Raw genomic sequence first — 15,679 nt, forward strand, 5'->3', positions numbered from 1 at the left:
TTACAGGAGACTTTTAAATTCACTTTAGCATATGGGATGTGAGATAGGGGGCTTTTGAACTATTTTTATTCACCTGATAAATGTAAGATGTATGATTGCAGCTGCTAGGTCTGCCCATTTAATTGAACATCCTCACTTGTAGTCATGTCGATGACAAATCCATTTTTCAACAAGACCTTTTGCGAAGCAATATGCTGATCAGTCGTTTGTGCAGTCAGTTTTTTCAATCCTCTTTTGCGCATGTCATGGATCAGCAGTTCCAAAGCTTTACTAGCCACTTCTTTTCCGGCGTAAGCTTGAGCAATCCTGTACCCAACACTTCCTGAGTGCTCTTCATAAGTGAGGTCTGTTACATTAATTCTGCCCACAATATTATTCCCTTCACCTTTGATCAAAAAGAATAACCCATCACCAGCCGCCTGTTCATCAAGCAATGCCTGATGATGCTGCGCAAAAATCTCTGGCCTGAAATAATGATCTCCACGATCTGGCACCATACTGCTGAAATATGCGCGGTTTTCCTTTTCAAATTGAAGAAGACTTAACGTATCTGATGCCTGCAAAGGTTCAATGCTGATATTCATGTAAATGCTCCTATTCCCTTCACTCGTTTCAACAAATCTTCTTCAAAACGCAGCTGATAAATATCAGGCATGGCGAGTTGTCTCCAGAAGGCGAAATCATAGTGAGGATCGAAATACTGCATGATCAGCACCATGATGTTCCCGTGCGTCCCAATCGCAACATGCTGTCCTGCATACTCCTTCAGCACATGCTTCATTGCCTTCACACCTCTTTGCTGCGCAGCCAGATTCGATTCCCCTCCTTCCCAGGAAAATGAAGGATTCTCCCACACTTTTGTGATCGCTTTGTTAAAATCTTCAGCGGGCTGAGCCGTTAGTGTTCGTTCTTTGAACCCTTCAACTATTTCAATCTCACTTCCTATATAACCAGCAATTCCTTCAACTGTTTGAACCGCCCGTTTGTAAGGACTTGATAAGACTGCATGAATGTTTTCGTATGTTAAGCACCCCGTCACTGCTGCAGCGTCCTTCACTCCTTTTTCGGACAAGGGACGATGCATTTCATCCGGTGTGTAGTGTGAGTGGGCGTGCCTGATCAGATAGATCGTTGTCAATGTTATTCAACTCCAATATCGTCATTGAAAAAATGATAAAAATAAAAGTAAAATACCTAATGAAACAATAACTTTGCCGCCATTTTTTTGACCTTTTTCAATCAATCTGAATCCTGACATGGTGATCCATCCAGCAAGCGAGATCATTGCAATCAATGATAGCCACGTAATTTCATTGAAGATCAGGCTTGGAATTGTTGTGAAGATAAAAAGCCCCAGAAAGATAGTTTCTGTTATGTTGATCAACTTTTTCATAGTTACCCTCCACCTGAAATATCGCAATCAGTCATTTATTATTATTCTGACACGATAGGGTATAAATGTATATTTATTTTTCTATATTATGGTATACAAAAACGCCTGGTTACAATGTTCCAGACGTTTGATCATGTATGTTATTTAGCCGCTTCACTACTAGCCCGATACTCTTCTCTGATCCGTTTCCTCACCCGGCCAATCAGATTTTCAAATCGCAGCTGATCAGTTTCTGATAAGCCGTCAGGATGTTTGGGAAGGAATAAGATCTGTGCTCTAGACATAAAGAGGTAGTAATTTCTCTGGTCCTCACCGATCCGGATGATACCATCCCAGTCAAATGCAATCGTTGAGTATTGCATCTTTCGAATGACTCCTTCTGCGTCTAGTTCAAATTCGACAGGGCCAACAGCATTGTCCATATTTTTCCCTCAAACTGTTTCCTGACACTTTTAATCGTTGTTTTTTCAAGCGCTGGCGGCACGAAGACACCGGTAAGAATAATCAGCAGAATCCCGACAATTGCACCTGGAAAAGAGCTGAATAAGTTAAGAGTAAGAGAGAGGATAAGGACCGTCAGCAGCATGATCAGCGTGGCTCTTTTTTTATAGCTGTTCAGCTCATCAGTAAGTGCAAGCCGCTTGATCTGCATATCTATATAGTCCTGAGTCGTATAATTTGCCTGAAATTTCATCATTCGTTTGTTGAATCACCTTTCTTCGTTGTGTCAGTGTCACCGTAACATAGGTGTGCAGTGCTGTGACAGGGGTATGTTGTGAAACTTAGAATATGTTCTTTTACATATGGTACAATCAATACAAATAATTGGAAGGTGTGGTTACATATGAAAAACGTTAATATGACAGAGGTTAACGGACGCTAATACGGGCAGCTTTTTGAATGCCCGACATATTGAAACATATAGGAGGAGCATTCTTGTTAAATAACACTGGATTTAATTTATGGGCAAATAGCTATGATCAGACGGTAAAGGTGAGTGAAGAAAGTAATCTGTACCCTTTTGCCGGCTACAAAGAAATTCTGAATACGATTTTTAACACTGTGATGAACCAAGAAAACGCTGAGGTCCTTGATATCGGTTTTGGGACAGGCGTGTTGACGAATAAGCTGTATGAGAATGGACATCTGATCGACGGGATCGACTTTTCATCTGAAATGATTTCGATTGCGAAGAAAAAGATGCCTGAGGCCAACCTGATTGAGTGGGATATCTCAAATGGTCTGCCACCTGCACTTCAGGAGAAAAAATACGATTTTATTGTGAGTACGTATACACTGCACCACCTGAATGATGAAGAAAAGGTCACGTTTATCCGTGAGCTGTTATCTCATTTAAAAACAGGCGGTCAGCTGCTGATTGGTGATATTGCTTTTGGTAAAAGGGATCAGCTTGAGAATTGTCGTAAGGCGCATCTTAAGCATTGGGATGAAGATGAGTTCTACTTTGTCGCTGATGAATTAAAGGCGGCATTGGACGGCGTTTGCAAATGCGATTTTCACGAACTTTCGCATTGTGGCGGCGTGATGGTGATCACTGCTTAAAGACATTTCACCCTGAAAATGGTACAATATAATCAATTAAATAAGGTTATCAAGAGTGAACGAGAGTACTGGCTCAGTGACTTCACAGCAACCTGCCCATAAGGTAAGGTGCTCCCACCAGCAAAGCGCAGGCTTTGGATGATAACGAACGGACCATGGTCCCTGTTGCATTCATTGCAGCAGGGATTTTTTCGTTTCTCTTGATTCTTATTTAAAAATTTGGAGGAGAGATGAAGATGAATGCTTCAGGAATGTTGAGAGGGTACGCTTCAAAGGCTATGCCGAATGATGCGTACTTCGCGCACGTCACAAAGACCATGGAGAAGCAATTGAAGCAGTGGGATTCGGATTATGAGCTATTTGTAAATACCACAGATGGTTACCAAATCGCAGTTTTACTTGGGGAAAAGCGTTACGCATCAGCATTGAGTGTTGAAGAATGGGATACCCTTCAGCAAAACGCTCCCTTTTCAGTAGACCGGGCAATTTGGCAGCAGCTGCAGGAACAGGGTCTTGAGGTGAAGACTGGGTTTGGGGACTATATTGAGAAGGTGTTCGGGGGTTTTATGAGTAACTAAGTTAGCGTCTGCACTTTGGGGCGGAGGTTAACGGGCCACCCGTCTCCAAAGTGTTTTATTTTTTACCCCAGTTCCTCATCCCGCTCTCACTCCCATTTAGCATCATCTGATAATAAACCCATCACATATTTCTCATAAACTTCTGCCAGCCGTGCCTCAAGCATTGAGCCCTATCTAAAGACTCTCACGCCACATCCGGTTCTTCATCTAAAGCTGATTTCATTGCTAAAAGCACTTCTTTATCAAATGTTTTCTGAGCAATTTCAGGATAGGACAGAGCACTGATAATAAAATTGTAAACTTCTGAATGTCTCTGCGCCTCATCCAGCAGGTTCACCACGTTACACCCTAAAGCAACGAGCGCACCCTGCCTTAATACTTCCGCTTCCTTTTCATGCAAAAACATCGTCTCAGCATCCACTTCAGTAAAAAGAAAACGTTCAAAATCAACCGGTTCATAGTCAATGTTATGAGCGAACCCACCATAGCTTCTGGTCATGTCATGGTACATCCAGAGAATGTGGCCGATTGTTTCCCGACACTCTTTAAAATTGTCTGGGGTTAGTTTAAATGGCTTCCTCATGGAGTTTCCTGCTTTCATATGAATGTGTACTGCCGGGACGGAGGTTAAAGGGTCATCTCATGACCATCTCACCTCCGTCCCTAAATCACACGAAACATTTTTACCATTATACACCAGCGTATAGAACGTGTAATGATTAAGGTTGATGAATGATTACATATCAATTCAGTAGATAGTTGGAAAACAGCCTCCTCCCCTTGCACTTTCATCCAAATCCTATTAAAGTATATAAAGACCAAAGTCAAGCGAAACTAGTCATTGATGATTTTATATAATATGTTGGGAACGTGTTTCCTCTATAGAAAGGGTTCAGATAGATATGAAAGATAATTTCTGGCATGAGTTGCCGCGCCCATTTTTTGTGCTTGCACCGATGGAAGCAGTGACAGATGTCGTGTTTCGTCATGTTGTCAGTGAAGCAGCGAGACCTGATGTGTTTTTTACGGAGTTTACGAATTCAGAAAGCTATTGCCATCCGCGCGGAAAAGACAGCGTGAAGGGTCGTCTCACTTTTACAGAGGATGAGCAGCCGATTGTTGCGCATATCTGGGGTGACAAGCCTGAATATTTCCGCCAGATGAGTATCGGGATGGCTGAGATGGGCTATCGCGGCGTGGATATTAATATGGGCTGTCCTGTACAAAACGTTGCAGCAAACGGAAAAGGATCAGGACTGATCCGTCATCCGGAGACTGCGGCTGCTATTATTCAGGCGGCAAAAGCAGGCGGTCTGCCTGTCAGCGTGAAGACACGTCTCGGCTATACGAATGTAGATGAGTGGCATGACTGGCTGAAGCATATTCTTGAACAGGATATCGCCAACCTGTCGATCCACCTTCGGACGAAAAAAGAGATGAGCAGTGTGCCGGCGCACTGGGAGCTGATCCCTGAGATCAAAAAGCTGCGCGATGAGATTGCACCACATACGCTTCTAACAATCAACGGTGATATCGAGGACCGTCAGATGGGCCTTGAGCTTGCTGAGAAGTACGGAATTGACGGCGTGATGATCGGGCGCGGGATTTTCCATAATCCTTTTGCGTTTGAAACGGAGAAGAAAGAGCATACGAGCGAGGAGCTGCTTGATCTGCTTCGTCTGCAGCTTGATCTGCATGATAAGTATTCAAGAGAGCTTGAGCCACGTGCATTCAAACCACTTCGCAGATTCTTCAAGATCTATGTACGTGGATTCCGCGGGGCAAGTGAACTGAGAAATCGTCTGATGGAAACGGAGACAACGGATGAGGTTCGTGATCTATTGAATGAATTCACAGAGAAAAATGGCGTGAATGAAGAACAGGGATTTTCGGTTATTAAATAAAGAATGAAGAGAAAAGCTGATTTGGCTTTTCTCTTTTTTTATGATCTGAAATTACTTTCCCGCAAGAAAACCCTTCACCATCTCAACTGAATCCCCTCTGTCATACCTGCCATATAACTGATCTGCCAGCCTCACAGGATCGCCGAAAAAGAATCGTTCATATAATTTCTGCCTCGAACCAAAGGCGCTCATCGACAAATCCCATGCAAGACGGAACAGCTTTACTCTTTCATAGCCATCCTGATTTGCCGACTGTAAATGATCACTGAGGACCTCTTTCATGTCTCCTCCAAAATCCTCTTCAGAAGGAATTGCCACAAGCCCGCTCGCACTAATCAGCTGTATGATTTCAATGAAGCGTGGATAGATCCGCGGGTAGTAGTTTACTGCAGCAAGCAGCGGGTTGGGGTCAGGTGTCATCGTACCCCACTGATTTATTTTGGCGTTATGCTCTGACTGAACCAAAAAGCTTTTCATTGCTTCAAGCGCAATTGCCACTTCAGAAAATTTCTCCCGGATATGCTGGTATTCACTAATATTGATGCTATCAATAATAGACTGAATAACGCCGAGAATAAACGTTGTTTTAATCACATTTTTAGATACAACCTGATGGGCAGTATGTTCAAAAATATGACTCTGGCTGTACAGAAGGTTTTTCACAATCGGACTGCCATGCAAAAACACCCGATCCCACGGAACGAGAACATTGTCAAAGAGGACAATCGCATCCATTTCATCAAACTGACAACCAAGTGGATGATCATAAGGTGAATCCTTATAAGCAAAGGATTCACGGCCTATAAACGTCAATCCCTGGGTGTCACAGGGAATTGCAAATGCGTAGGAAAAAGCTTCGTCATCTGTGTTTGAAGGAACCGGATAAACAAGAATTTCATCAGTCATCCCTGCTTGAGTGGCTAAAATGCGGGAGCCGTTGATCACAATCCCATCTGCTGTTTTCTTGACCATCCGTGCAGCAACACCTGCTCCGTCCGCCATTTTAGAACGGTCTTTTTGCGGACTGACGAATACATGTGTTAAGTATAGGTCGTTCTTACTCACGTATTCATAATAGTTCCTGATATTTTCCGCGCACTTTTCATCTTCGGCTGTAAAAAGCTCAGCTGATGCGTTTAGCACCATCAGAATCGTATTCATATAATCCGGGGATCTTCCCATCATCCCCAGGTGGCTCTTTGCCCACTCCTGGATCATCAGCCTTCTTTTCTCTAAATCCTCTTTTGTCTTCGGCTCTAAAAAGGATGTTCCTGTGATGCCAGACTTTCCGGAAATAAACGTCATGGTGCTTTTCAAGTCGGGTTGGTGCTGAAGGTCATATAGCTTTGCCTGGCTCGCCATGACACCTTTAAAAGCAAGGTGATCGGAGATGTTACCGGTGATGCGGCTGCCATCCAGCAGTAGATTCGTCTTAAGCTGGTTAATCCGGTTGAGGTACTGCTCCCCTGTTGAGATACCCATCGTTACAAGCTCCTTCTTTGAATAGGTCTGTAACTTATAGTTATGAGGGGAATTGGATTGTGTGACTGTCATATTCATTGATGCAGTTTGACCACCGAGCCTTTTAAATTCATTCAGTCGTGAACATTGTAGTCGTTTGAATTGCATGAAATATTGCAATCGTTTCAAATATATAATTGACAAGTTACAATATCCAGTCTAAAGTAATGATAATGATAATTGTTATCAATTAATTTAAAAGAAGGTAGGAATAGAGATCATGGCATTTAAAGTAAAGTCTCCACTGTTTACATTTTCAATTTCAGCATTGCTGATGCTTGCACTTGCAGGTTGTTCAGATGATTCAGCTTCTGAAGATACAGAAACAACAGAAGATACGGGTACGGAAACGACTGAAACTGAAGCATCTTCAGATGAATACCCGATTGTGATTGAACATGCTCTAGGAGAAACAACGATTGAAGAAAAGCCTGAGCGTGTGGCAGCGATCGCATGGTCAAACCATGATGTACCGCTTGCACTCGGTGTGATGCCGGTTGGCTTATCGGCTGCAAACTATGGCGTACAGGATGACAGCGGTATTCTTCCATGGACTGCTGAAGCAATTGAAGAGCTTGATGGAGAAGCTCCGGTTCTTTTCCAGGATACAGATGGCCTTGACTTTGAAGCAGTGGCAGATGTGGCTCCGGATGTGATTCTTGCTGCATACTCAGGACTGACGCAGGAAGAGTACGATACATTAAGCCAGATTGCACCTGTAGTTGCTTATCAGGATGCTCCATGGGTTTCTTCATGGCGCGAGCAGGTAACGTACAACTCAATGGCGATGGGAATGGCTGAAGAAGGTGAACAGCTGATTGCTGATACAGAGCAGTTAATCGCTGATAAAGTTGCAGAATATCCTGAATTCGAGGGGAAAAAAGCAGCATTCTTAAGTATTAACGCAGCTGACCTTTCTTCATTCTTTGTCTATTCAGCTACAGATCCACGCGGCGCGTTCCTAGAAGAGATTGGAATGGAATATCCTGAAAGCATCACAAGCGAATTTTCTGATCCTGATGCCTTCTATATTGAAGCAAGCGCAGAAAATGCAGATATACTGAATGATGCGGATGTACTTGTTTCTTATGGTGATGAGAATACATTAGAGACGCTGCAAAATGATCCTATCTTTGGACAGATACCGGCGATTGAAAGAGGTTCTGTTGTCATCATCGGCGATAACACACCGCTTGCAGCATCAGGTACGCCAAGTACGCTGTCAATTGAATACACGATTGATGAGTACCTCACACTGATGTCAGAAGCTGTAAGCAACCTAGAGCAATAAAATGAATAATCTTTCCGTTACAGCACACAAGCAGTGGCATATGCCAAAGCACTTCATTAAGCTGCTGGTTATATCGATTGTACTGTTAGCGGTATGCATATTTGCTTCACTTGTATTCGGGTCACGGGCACTGGCAATGAATGATATCATTTCCGGTTTGTTCAACGCTGATGTCCAGACCCACGAAGCAAATGTTGTACGGCAGAGAATTGCGAGAACGATCTTCGGTTTCATGTGCGGCGCAGCACTTGGTGTGTCCGGGGCCCTGCTTCAATCAGTTACCCGAAACCCGATTGCTGACCCGAGTATACTCGGTGTGAATACCGGGGCAGCACTATTTGTCGTTTGTGGTATCGCTTTTTTCAATATCAACAGTTCAGCGCAGTTTATTGTCTTTGCTCTTGCAGGCGCGATACTCACTGCTATATTTGTATACGGAATTGGTGCAATGGGTCGTGGCGGTGCCACGCCCCTTAAGCTCGTTTTAGCGGGCGCTGCAACAAGTGCCGCTCTATCCTCACTTGTAATGGCAGTGATGATCCCCCGTTCGAGCGTAATGGACCAGTTCAGATTCTGGCAGGTTGGCAGTGTTGGTGCCGGCACCTGGGATTCAGTAAAAATTTTTATTCCTTTTCTCGTCATCGGTCTGATCATTGCTGTTGTCACAGCACCTGCGCTTAATGCGCTGGCCTTAGGTGATGAAGCTGCCAAAGGGCTTGGTGTGAAGACAGGAACACTCAGACTGATTGCAGCGCTTGGCGGTGTCATGTTATGCGGTGTAACAACTGCGCTTGCAGGACCGATTGGCTTTATCGGTCTTCTTGCCCCTCACCTGATTCGCCTGATAATTGGACATGATCTGCGCTTTATGATTCCGATGTCTGCTATCTCAGGCGCGATTGTTCTGAGCATTTCTGACGTTGCCGGCCGGGTGCTTGGAAGTCCGGGTGAACTTGAAGTTGGTGTTGTTACAGCATTTGTTGGCGCACCTGTATTAATTTTAATTACAATGAAAGCGAAAATGCGTGCATTATGATGAATGAAATGATTCAGCCTATAAAATCAGGAAGAATAAAAAGGCAACGCAGGTTTCTGGCTGTCACAGCTATCCTTACCGTACTGGCATTGGCGCTCAGTGGCGCTATGCTGATGCTTGGTAATACCATTTATCCGATCAGAGAAGTAATCGGCGTTCTAATCGGTGAAGAAGTCAGCGGGGCATCCTTTGCAGTCGGAACGATTCGGCTCCCAAGAATGATTGCCGGTGTGTTCGCAGGCTTTGCATTCGGTGTAGCCGGTCATGTATTTCAGACCATGCTGAGAAACCCGCTTGCTAACCCGAATGTAATCGGAATTACTGCAGGTTCCAGTGCTGCAGCTGTATTCAGTATTATCGTACTGCAGGCCAGCAGCACATTTATCTCTGTATCCTCTGTGATCGGAGGACTTATTACTGTACTGGTTATTTTCACGCTGTCTAAAAGCACTTCATTTTCGATCGGCCGGTTAATTCTGATTGGAATCGGGATACAGGCTATGCTCAACGCAGTCATATCCTACCTGCTGCTGATAGGTCAGGAAAACGATATTCCGACAGCGATGAGATGGTTAACAGGCAGTCTGAACGGGGCAACGACTGAAGGTCTGTATCCGTTGATTGTAACCGTTCTGATTTTCACACCGGTTATTCTCGCTCTCAGCAGACGGCTTGATATGCTTGAGCTCGGTGAACAGGCAGCGACTTCCCTTGGTGTTAACACGGGGCAAACCAGGTTTTTACTCGTTGTCAGCTCAGTCATGATCATCGCATTAGCCACTGCAGCGACAGGTCCGATTGCATTTATCGCCTTTTTATCCGGACCGATCGCAAAAAGGCTTGTCGGCGCAGGGTTTTCGGGTGCGATTCCAGCAGGGCTTGTAGGGATTATACTGGTACTTGCCTCTGATCTGATTGGTCAGTTCGCATTTACAGCCCGTTATCCGGTAGGCGTCATAACTGGTATACTTGGGGCACCGTATCTGATCTATCTGCTGATCAGAATGAATCAAAAAGGAGACTTGTAATGAAACAGACACATACTTTCCGTGCTGACAGTATCATTGCCGGATATGATCAATCACCAATTCTTCATAACATTGATGTCGCGATTCCGAGTAACGAAATCAGTATCATCATTGGGGCCAATGGCTGTGGAAAGTCTACACTTTTAAAAACGATGGCGAGACTCATCAAGCCATCAGCCGGTGAAGTCACAATCGGCGGGACACCGATCCACAAAATTCCGCCGAAGAAACTGGCACGTGTGCTCGGCTTACTGCCTCAGACACCGATCGTACCTGAAGGCATTACAGTGACGGATTTAGTGGGACGCGGGCGCTTCCCACACCAGTCATTTATGAAAGGCTGGAGCCAAAAGGATTATGAGGCTGTCAGTGAGGCAATGGATATTATGAACATCACAGAATTCGCTGATCGTCATATTGATGAACTGTCAGGCGGCCAAAGACAGCGTGTCTGGATCGCCATGGCACTTGCACAGCAGACGGATATTCTCTTTCTTGATGAGCCAACCACGTACCTCGATATTACCTATCAGGTTGAAATTCTGGATCTGCTAACAGACTTGAACCGTAAATATGGAACAACGATCGTGATGGTGCTTCATGATATCAATCTTTCAGCCCGCTATGCAGATCATATCTTTGCACTGCGTGAAGGGAAGCTGATTGCAGAAGGTGAGCCATCAAGTATCATCACAAGCCCACTGATCGAAGAAATCTTCGGACTGAAATGCTCCGTCATGAAAGATCCGGTCTCAGGATCCCCTTTTGTTGTGCCGATTGGCAGGCACCATAATAAGATCAGAAAGCATTCATGAGCCTGAACCGCAGAGGATAATCTGCGGTTTTTTGTTACAAAAACTGTTATCCTTTTTAATAAAACCCTTCACACAATCGTCAAAACCCCATAGAAAATGATTCAATCCATGCAACCATATGAAATAAAAGCCAGTATAAATAATATATAAGCTAAAAATTACAGCAACTTACGGAGGAAACCATATGTCAGAACTTCACCAGCCGATTTCAAAAGAAGAATTTGACCGGATCAGAAAAGAAATTACCCGTTTCCGCGCGACTTATAAGTTTGCTTTGGATGAAATCAGTACAAAGGTCAACATTTTGAAAGAGGAGTTCCAGCTGATCCATACATATAACCCGATTGAACACGTAAATACGCGGGTGAAGTCCGGGGACAGTATTGTGAAGAAGATGCAGAAGAAGGGACTTCCGCTCTCGCTTGATGCAATTGAAAAGGAGATCAAAGACCTGGCAGGAATCCGCGTCGTCTGCTCATTCGTCTCAGACATTTACCGGATCAGTGAGATGATACAGAATCAGGCGGACATTCATGTGATCGAAGTGAAGGATTATATACAGAATCCTAAGTCAAGCGGCTATCAGAGTCTTCATCTGCTGCTGCAGATTCCGGTCTTCATGTCTGACCGCACTGTACACGTTAATATCGAGATGCAGATCAGAACAATTGCGATGGACTTCTGGGCAAGTCTTGAACACAAAATCTACTACAAATATAATGGGAATGTGCCTGATAATCTGATCCAGGAGCTGAAGGATGCAGCGGATACGGCCAATGCGCTGGACCGTAAAATGGAGCGGATCAATCAGGAGGTTAACATTCTAAAGGAAACAAATCCTGTGGAAGAAATACAGATCAGTCCGGCCGAGCTGATGGCTGATCTGCTGAAACGGATGGATAAGGGTAATCAATAAAAAGAGGCCAGGTGCTGGGATCGATCCGCACCTGGCTTTTAAGCACTCCCCGAAAACCACGTGACAACAAGCGCCATACTCACCACGCCCCAGGCAACCGCTGCCCAGATAAACCGGATGACCGGTTTCGCTTCCTTTTCACCATCTTCAAGATCCGGGTTACTTTTCAAAAACTCCACCCGGTTTTTCATTGATTTACTAAGCACCATCAGCACAACAAATCCAATCACCAAAAAAGCGATTGTAAACCAAAGCAGTAAGTCCATTTCGCCACACCCCCTGTTTAAAGCCTGTTCGGATTCTCGATTTTCATTTCAAATACGTCCCCGCATTTCGCACAGCATAAAATATACATCGCTGTGCCGAGTGACATAAATGAATCTGGTTTCTTAATTTTATCATAGCCGCTATTACCGATTTTTCCGGTTTTGCTCTCTGTATGCCCGCACTTTTCACACTTAAAGTTATCCTTTGACATGCGCTCACTCCTCTATGTCCATTTAACAAAGATACGATTGGGCTGGAAAAATGTTCCCTTTATTTACTTGTTCTTATAATTGATTTTGCCTTTTGCATAGTCTGGTATGATTAATACAAATGTTAAATGCAGAGGTGCTTATGGAAGCTGTACGCCGAATCATCAAAAGAGCCCGCCAGAAAATCATGGATCACCAATATCCGGTCAGTGAGATTCTGGCTGGAAGATATCAGATTGAGAAAGTGCTTCAGAACGGGAGCTATGGGATTATTTATTTATGCAAGGACCTGGAAACCAGTCAAAAATGCGTAGTGAAACAGATGCGCAAAAGTAAGAGAAAAGAAAATAGCGAAAATTATATTCAGGAGACTGCGATTTTGAAGCAGCTGGATCACACCGGCATTCCCACACTGATTGAAACGTTCTCTTTTGAGGATGAACAGTTCTTTTCGATGGCTTTTGTTGAAGGAAAAAATGTGGAGGATACATTATTTGCATCCAGGCAGCAGTATACAGAAAAGGAATGCCTGGAAATCGTTCAAAAGCTGACTGAAATCGTCTGTTACATCCATCGGGAGGGTGTGTTTCACGGAGATATCAGGATTCCAAATGTACTTTTTCATCAAGACAGGATTCATCTGATCGACTTTGGTCTGGCAAGCAGCCTGCAAACCAGCAGCAGACTGACAAAACATCAGCTGCAGCTCGCACAGGATGATTTCTTTGACCTGGGAGACTTCCTGCTCTTTCTCCTCTACTCTTCTTATGAGGGGAATATTAAAAAAGGAAGACCCTGGACTGAAGAGCTCAATCTGCACCCCCAGACAACGCTTCTGCTCAAAAGGCTATTGAACATCACAGAGCCTTATCATCAGTGCGCAGACATTCTGCCAGATCTTAAGGGTGCGATTAGCTGCCTCTATGCACATTAAAAAGACGCCGCTGAACCGTAGTCCGGTTCACCGGCGTCTTTTGTGATTCTTCTCATCATCAGCTGCTGGAATAATGTTTTTTGTTTTTGTAACGGCCTGAGCCATCATACGGGTTGCGTCCACGCCGGCCGCTACTGCTGCTGCCACCACGATACCCGCGCCTTTTTCCGCTACTTGATCCGTGTCGGTAATGTCTTCTTCTGCCACTGCTGCTCCCACGCCTCTTCAGTTCTTTGGAAATGCCTTTTATGATCTTTTTGAACATCGAGCATCCTCCTTTATGATAGAGATGTCGCAAAGACACCTTCTATTATGTAGCATAAGACGGTTGATGATTTTGTACAACTAAAATTCCTTACGCGCGATATTTATGTAACAGCGCCTCAGCAATATGACAGTAATCATCCGGACACTTATCCAGCCGGTCCTGGTGCTCCTCTGCACTCCGCACGTAATTGGAAAGCGGCAATACTTCAACCGCAATACGATCTGCATCATCTCTCTTCTTTATAAACGCCCGCGCCACTTCTAAATGTAGAGGATCTTCACTATATACACCGGTTCTATACTTCTCCCCAACATCAATCCCCTGCTTATTAAGGCTATATGGATCAATGATTTCAAAAAAGTAATTCATCAGCTGTTCCATCGTTACGGCCTCAGGGTCAAATTCCGTTTTCACACATTCCGCAAATCCGTCATAATTTCCATCAAGCGTACTGCTTGTGCCGTTTGCTCTTCCTGCTTCGGTTGCAACAACGCCTGGAAGCGTTTTGATAAATGCCTGTACGCCCCAGAGGCAGCCTCCTGCAAAATATACGGTTTCCATATCGTTTCACCTCAATGTTAAAAGACTGATTCTTTTTCATACAGGATTGAACCTTATTATACTATTTTCTTCATATGTATGAGACTACACTCAGTATATCTCAACACGTTCCGGACATAGTAACTGTACCCATTTTAATTCATAGGAGGATCCAAATGAAGCTGCAATCCGGAACCTATTACTGGCCCACCACTTTTCCAGATGCACCGTCCTATCCGCGATTAGAAACAAAAAATATCAATTAATTGAGGAGTTTAATAAACTGTTTCCTGACATTCAGGTTGAGCCTGAATTTTATCTTGCTTCATCTTACGGTGGAATTGTGGATGGGGTGCCTGTTGTTGGGAAATATGAAGAATTCCCCGGCTGTTATTTTGTGTTTGCATGTGGTGATAACGGGATGGTGTATGGGCAGTTGCTGGCGAGGCTAATTGTGGAGGAAATAGTAACGGGTATTAGTGAGGATCTGGCGATGTATTTGCAGGAGCGGCCGTTGTTAAAGCAGGTCTGACTGGAAGAAAAATATAAAAAACCTGATCGAAAGTGGGCAAAAACTATAATCAATATGTAATTTGAAATCGCCACCATTAACAGTCATTTTATTTGTAAAAGCTTCTAATAAGTTAAAATATGTTTCTACTTATTAGAAGCTTTCCGTATTACTTATTAAATATAGGCGGAACTATAAGCTGTATTTAAATTTAATTGAGGCTGGGACAAAATCGAAAATAAAGAGATTGGGATAAAAATATAAAATCTGATCAATTAAACAAATTTTTTATAGTGATCATAGTGTAGCGAAGCGTAAGGTGGCGACTCCTGCGGGATGTGACGGACAGCTGAGACCCCGCAGACACGCAGCGTCGAGGAGGCTCAGCGCCGTCCCCGCGGAAAGCGTCCGCCTGAAGCGCAGCGAAACGATTTGGAAAGGCCAAGACACTTTTTGTCCCAGCCCCATTTGTATAAATATTAATGTACGCCATCAACAAGCTGATTAATTGAATTTAATTTGGAAGAAAGCTTAATAAACCACTCTTCATCGCCCGTTAATAATGCCAGGTCGATTAGAAATAAAATCTGTTCCTTATTTACCGCATTAGAAAGTGGCAGCTTCCTAACATTTTTACTTAGAATCGGAATTGTTTTGCCAAACGTTTCACGATTGTCGCTTTTTGCAACCGTTACTTTAACAACTCCATCGAGCATACTCTGTGACTCAATATAACCAATAATTAATTCCCCATCCACTGACTTTCCCTTAATCCAATCACCTGGTTGTAAAACGGTATTATTATTTGTCAGCATCCTTTTTCACCTTTCTTATGTTATTCCTGTATTTTATGAATGTAAGCAGGAGATAACCTTTTTTTAACTGAAGTCATCGGGATCGATCAC

22 protein-coding genes and 1 riboswitch are annotated in these 15,679 nt (G+C 43.8%); of the genes, 10 read left to right on the forward strand and 12 right to left on the reverse strand.

Annotated elements, in window-relative coordinates; all coding sequences use genetic code 11:
* Positions 1–104: 104 nt before the first annotated feature.
* The 5 genes from LG330_RS17940 to LG330_RS17960 form a co-directional block, all read right to left on the reverse strand.
* A complete protein-coding gene (locus tag LG330_RS17940) occupies positions 105–584 on the reverse strand; it encodes a GNAT family N-acetyltransferase (RefSeq protein ID WP_404406311.1) in 480 nt (159 codons plus the stop codon).
* Positions 581–1,138: a histidine phosphatase family protein gene (locus tag LG330_RS17945; RefSeq protein WP_404406313.1), complete on the reverse strand. Its 558-nt coding sequence runs from the start codon at positions 1,136–1,138 to the stop codon at positions 581–583. Before LG330_RS17945 ends, LG330_RS17940 begins: the two co-directional genes overlap by 4 nt.
* A gap of 21 nt (positions 1,139–1,159) precedes the next feature.
* Positions 1,160–1,393, reverse strand: a complete 234-nt coding sequence (locus LG330_RS17950; protein ID WP_404406315.1) for a hypothetical protein — start codon at positions 1,391–1,393, stop codon at positions 1,160–1,162.
* A 140-nt stretch (positions 1,394–1,533) separates the two neighbouring features.
* Positions 1,534–1,755 carry a YcxB family protein gene (locus LG330_RS17955; protein WP_404406317.1) on the reverse strand — a complete coding sequence of 74 codons (222 nt, stop codon included), beginning with the start codon at positions 1,753–1,755 and terminating at the stop codon, positions 1,534–1,536.
* Between the two features lie 23 nt (positions 1,756–1,778).
* Positions 1,779–2,090, reverse strand: coding sequence for a hypothetical protein (locus tag LG330_RS17960; RefSeq protein WP_404406319.1), 312 nt, complete (start codon positions 2,088–2,090; stop codon positions 1,779–1,781).
* Between the two features lie 239 nt (positions 2,091–2,329).
* Between LG330_RS17960 and LG330_RS17965 the strand changes: the two genes are divergently transcribed.
* Both LG330_RS17965 and LG330_RS17970 read left to right on the forward strand, forming a co-directional pair.
* Positions 2,330–2,956: a class I SAM-dependent methyltransferase gene (locus LG330_RS17965; RefSeq protein WP_404406321.1), complete on the forward strand. Its 627-nt coding sequence runs from the start codon at positions 2,330–2,332 to the stop codon at positions 2,954–2,956.
* 43 nt (positions 2,957–2,999) lie between these two features.
* Positions 3,000–3,104: riboswitch (SAM riboswitch) on the forward strand.
* An 88-nt stretch (positions 3,105–3,192) separates the two neighbouring features.
* Complete coding sequence (locus tag LG330_RS17970; RefSeq protein WP_404406323.1) at positions 3,193–3,534, forward strand: hypothetical protein; 342 nt, start codon at positions 3,193–3,195, stop codon at positions 3,532–3,534.
* A 184-nt stretch (positions 3,535–3,718) separates the two neighbouring features.
* Here LG330_RS17970 and LG330_RS17975 read toward each other — a convergent pair whose 3' ends face one another.
* Complete coding sequence (locus LG330_RS17975; protein ID WP_404406325.1) at positions 3,719–4,033, reverse strand: hypothetical protein; 315 nt, start codon at positions 4,031–4,033, stop codon at positions 3,719–3,721.
* Positions 4,034–4,436: 403 nt separating this feature from the next.
* Here LG330_RS17975 and LG330_RS17980 point away from each other — a divergent pair, with 403 nt between their 5' ends.
* Positions 4,437–5,438 (forward strand): tRNA dihydrouridine synthase, encoded by a 1,002-nt coding sequence (locus LG330_RS17980; protein WP_404406327.1) that lies wholly within the window; start codon positions 4,437–4,439, stop codon positions 5,436–5,438.
* 51 nt (positions 5,439–5,489) lie between these two features.
* On the opposite strand, the gene hpaB is transcribed toward LG330_RS17980, so the two are convergent.
* Entirely contained in the window at positions 5,490–6,920 is a 1,431-nt protein-coding gene (hpaB, locus tag LG330_RS17985) for a 4-hydroxyphenylacetate 3-monooxygenase, oxygenase component (protein ID WP_404406329.1), read from the reverse strand.
* Between the two features lie 259 nt (positions 6,921–7,179).
* Here hpaB and LG330_RS17990 point away from each other — a divergent pair, with 259 nt between their 5' ends.
* From LG330_RS17990 to LG330_RS18010, 5 genes are all read left to right on the forward strand, one after another.
* A complete protein-coding gene (locus LG330_RS17990; protein ID WP_404406331.1) occupies positions 7,180–8,250 on the forward strand; it encodes an iron-siderophore ABC transporter substrate-binding protein in 1,071 nt (356 codons plus the stop codon).
* A 1-nt stretch (position 8,251) separates the two neighbouring features.
* Entirely contained in the window at positions 8,252–9,286 is a 1,035-nt protein-coding gene (locus tag LG330_RS17995) for a FecCD family ABC transporter permease (RefSeq protein WP_404406333.1), read from the forward strand.
* Complete coding sequence (locus LG330_RS18000) at positions 9,283–10,314, forward strand: FecCD family ABC transporter permease (RefSeq protein WP_404406335.1); 1,032 nt, start codon at positions 9,283–9,285, stop codon at positions 10,312–10,314. Before LG330_RS17995 ends, LG330_RS18000 begins: the two co-directional genes overlap by 4 nt.
* Positions 10,314–11,129, forward strand: a complete 816-nt coding sequence (locus LG330_RS18005; protein WP_404406337.1) for an ABC transporter ATP-binding protein — start codon at positions 10,314–10,316, stop codon at positions 11,127–11,129. The genes LG330_RS18000 and LG330_RS18005 overlap by 1 nt, the downstream gene beginning before the upstream one ends.
* A gap of 184 nt (positions 11,130–11,313) precedes the next feature.
* The gene (locus tag LG330_RS18010; RefSeq protein WP_404406339.1) at positions 11,314–12,045 is read left to right on the forward strand and encodes a GTP pyrophosphokinase family protein; all 732 of its coding nucleotides are present in this window, start codon (positions 11,314–11,316) and stop codon (positions 12,043–12,045) included.
* A 38-nt stretch (positions 12,046–12,083) separates the two neighbouring features.
* Here LG330_RS18010 and LG330_RS18015 read toward each other — a convergent pair whose 3' ends face one another.
* Both LG330_RS18015 and LG330_RS18020 read right to left on the reverse strand, forming a co-directional pair.
* On the reverse strand, positions 12,084–12,311 hold the full coding sequence (locus tag LG330_RS18015) for a hypothetical protein (RefSeq protein WP_404406341.1): 228 nt from the start codon (positions 12,309–12,311) through the stop codon (positions 12,084–12,086).
* Positions 12,312–12,328: 17 nt separating this feature from the next.
* Positions 12,329–12,523: a hypothetical protein gene (locus tag LG330_RS18020; RefSeq protein ID WP_404406343.1), complete on the reverse strand. Its 195-nt coding sequence runs from the start codon at positions 12,521–12,523 to the stop codon at positions 12,329–12,331.
* A gap of 140 nt (positions 12,524–12,663) precedes the next feature.
* On the opposite strand from LG330_RS18020, the gene LG330_RS18025 reads away from it, so the two are divergent.
* Complete coding sequence (locus tag LG330_RS18025) at positions 12,664–13,455, forward strand: serine/threonine protein kinase (protein ID WP_404406345.1); 792 nt, start codon at positions 12,664–12,666, stop codon at positions 13,453–13,455.
* Positions 13,456–13,482: 27 nt separating this feature from the next.
* On the opposite strand, the gene LG330_RS18030 is transcribed toward LG330_RS18025, so the two are convergent.
* On the reverse strand, positions 13,483–13,674 hold the full coding sequence (locus LG330_RS18030) for a hypothetical protein (protein ID WP_404406347.1): 192 nt from the start codon (positions 13,672–13,674) through the stop codon (positions 13,483–13,485).
* Positions 13,675–13,810: 136 nt separating this feature from the next.
* Positions 13,811–14,284 (reverse strand): peptide-methionine (S)-S-oxide reductase, encoded by a 474-nt coding sequence (locus LG330_RS18035; RefSeq protein WP_404406349.1) that lies wholly within the window; start codon positions 14,282–14,284, stop codon positions 13,811–13,813.
* 322 nt (positions 14,285–14,606) lie between these two features.
* On the opposite strand from LG330_RS18035, the gene LG330_RS18040 reads away from it, so the two are divergent.
* Positions 14,607–14,795 (forward strand): hypothetical protein, encoded by a 189-nt coding sequence (locus LG330_RS18040; RefSeq protein ID WP_404406351.1) that lies wholly within the window; start codon positions 14,607–14,609, stop codon positions 14,793–14,795.
* A gap of 458 nt (positions 14,796–15,253) precedes the next feature.
* On the opposite strand, the gene LG330_RS18045 is transcribed toward LG330_RS18040, so the two are convergent.
* Complete coding sequence (locus LG330_RS18045) at positions 15,254–15,589, reverse strand: IDEAL domain-containing protein (protein ID WP_404406353.1); 336 nt, start codon at positions 15,587–15,589, stop codon at positions 15,254–15,256.
* Positions 15,590–15,679 lie beyond the last annotated feature (90 nt).

Origin of the sequence: Jeotgalibacillus malaysiensis, assembly GCF_044789845.1 — a bacterium.
Taxonomy (GTDB): domain Bacteria; phylum Bacillota; class Bacilli; order Bacillales; family Jeotgalibacillaceae; genus Jeotgalibacillus; species Jeotgalibacillus malaysiensis_A.

Coding starts and splice junctions, on each gene's coding strand:
- LG330_RS18005 (WP_404406337.1), top strand. CDS start 10,314: ATGAAACAGACACATACTTTCCGTGCTGACAGTATCATTGCCGGATAT.
- LG330_RS17960 (WP_404406319.1), bottom strand. CDS start 2,090: ATGATGAAATTTCAGGCAAATTATACGACTCAGGACTATATAGATATG.
- LG330_RS17995 (WP_404406333.1), top strand. CDS start 8,252: ATGAATAATCTTTCCGTTACAGCACACAAGCAGTGGCATATGCCAAAG.
- LG330_RS18045 (WP_404406353.1), bottom strand. CDS start 15,589: ATGCTGACAAATAATAATACCGTTTTACAACCAGGTGATTGGATTAAG.
- LG330_RS18010 (WP_404406339.1), top strand. CDS start 11,314: ATGTCAGAACTTCACCAGCCGATTTCAAAAGAAGAATTTGACCGGATC.
- LG330_RS18020 (WP_404406343.1), bottom strand. CDS start 12,523: ATGTCAAAGGATAACTTTAAGTGTGAAAAGTGCGGGCATACAGAGAGC.
- LG330_RS17950 (WP_404406315.1), bottom strand. CDS start 1,393: ATGAAAAAGTTGATCAACATAACAGAAACTATCTTTCTGGGGCTTTTT.
- LG330_RS17990 (WP_404406331.1), top strand. CDS start 7,180: ATGGCATTTAAAGTAAAGTCTCCACTGTTTACATTTTCAATTTCAGCA.
- LG330_RS17970 (WP_404406323.1), top strand. CDS start 3,193: ATGAATGCTTCAGGAATGTTGAGAGGGTACGCTTCAAAGGCTATGCCG.
- LG330_RS17955 (WP_404406317.1), bottom strand. CDS start 1,755: ATGCAATACTCAACGATTGCATTTGACTGGGATGGTATCATCCGGATC.
- LG330_RS17975 (WP_404406325.1), bottom strand. CDS start 4,033: ATGACCAGAAGCTATGGTGGGTTCGCTCATAACATTGACTATGAACCG.
- LG330_RS17980 (WP_404406327.1), top strand. CDS start 4,437: ATGAAAGATAATTTCTGGCATGAGTTGCCGCGCCCATTTTTTGTGCTT.
- LG330_RS18035 (WP_404406349.1), bottom strand. CDS start 14,284: ATGGAAACCGTATATTTTGCAGGAGGCTGCCTCTGGGGCGTACAGGCA.
- LG330_RS18015 (WP_404406341.1), bottom strand. CDS start 12,311: ATGGACTTACTGCTTTGGTTTACAATCGCTTTTTTGGTGATTGGATTT.
- LG330_RS18025 (WP_404406345.1), top strand. CDS start 12,664: ATGGAAGCTGTACGCCGAATCATCAAAAGAGCCCGCCAGAAAATCATG.
- LG330_RS18000 (WP_404406335.1), top strand. CDS start 9,283: ATGATGAATGAAATGATTCAGCCTATAAAATCAGGAAGAATAAAAAGG.
- LG330_RS17940 (WP_404406311.1), bottom strand. CDS start 584: ATGAATATCAGCATTGAACCTTTGCAGGCATCAGATACGTTAAGTCTT.
- hpaB (WP_404406329.1), bottom strand. CDS start 6,920: ATGGGTATCTCAACAGGGGAGCAGTACCTCAACCGGATTAACCAGCTT.